Origin of the sequence: Acidovorax delafieldii 2AN, assembly GCF_000175235.1 — a bacterium.
GTDB classification, from domain to species: Bacteria; Pseudomonadota; Gammaproteobacteria; order Burkholderiales; family Burkholderiaceae_C; genus Acidovorax; species Acidovorax delafieldii_B.
Genome location: NZ_ACQT01000630.1, coordinates 1 through 539, shown reverse-complemented (window position 1 = coordinate 539; position 539 = coordinate 1). Strand labels below are relative to the sequence as shown.

At 72.4% G+C, this 539-nt stretch carries 1 protein-coding gene and 1 pseudogene; both read left to right on the top strand.

Annotation, left to right across the window (positions count from 1 at the left end):
- Window positions 1-415 (top strand): annotated as a pseudogene (locus ACDELDRAFT_RS23450) (GspL/Epsl periplasmic domain-containing protein); the annotation flags it as partial.
- The coding region (gene gspM, locus ACDELDRAFT_RS24410) for a type II secretion system protein GspM (protein WP_005802036.1) at window positions 378-539 on the top strand (162 nt) is incomplete at its 3' end. The pseudogene ACDELDRAFT_RS23450 and the gene gspM, both read left to right, overlap by 38 nt.

Below are 539 nucleotides of genomic sequence, written 5' to 3'. Positions count from 1 at the left end.
GGGCCTGCTCGTGGCCGCGCACCTTGTCGGCCTGAACGCATGGGCCTGGCAGGAACGCGGTGCCCTGGCCGCGAAACAGGCGGGCGTGCGCAGTGCGCTCACCCAGACCTTCCCCAAGGTCCAGGTCGTGGTGGACGCCCCGGTCCAGATGGAGCGCGAACTGGCCACGCTGCGCCAGGCTGCCGGGAGCGTGTCGCCGCGCGACCTCGAGCCCCTGCTGGCCGCGGCCGGCGCGGCCTTGCCCGAAGGCCAGCTACCTGGCGCCCTTGAATTCACGCCCGGCGAACTGCGCCTGCGCGGCATCACCCTGTCCGCCGAAGAACAGGCCGCCGTTTTTTCACGGCTGCAGGCCGCCGGGTACGGCGCACGCATGGACGATGGCAGCCTGCTGCTGCGCGCGGAGGCAACCCCATGAAGACCCCTCTCCCCTGCACGCGCGATGGAAGGCCCTTGCACCGCGCGAGCAGCAACTCGTCCTGGCCGCTGGTGCCCTGGTAGCGCTGGCGCTGCTGTGGTGGGTGGCGCTGGCGCCAGCCCTG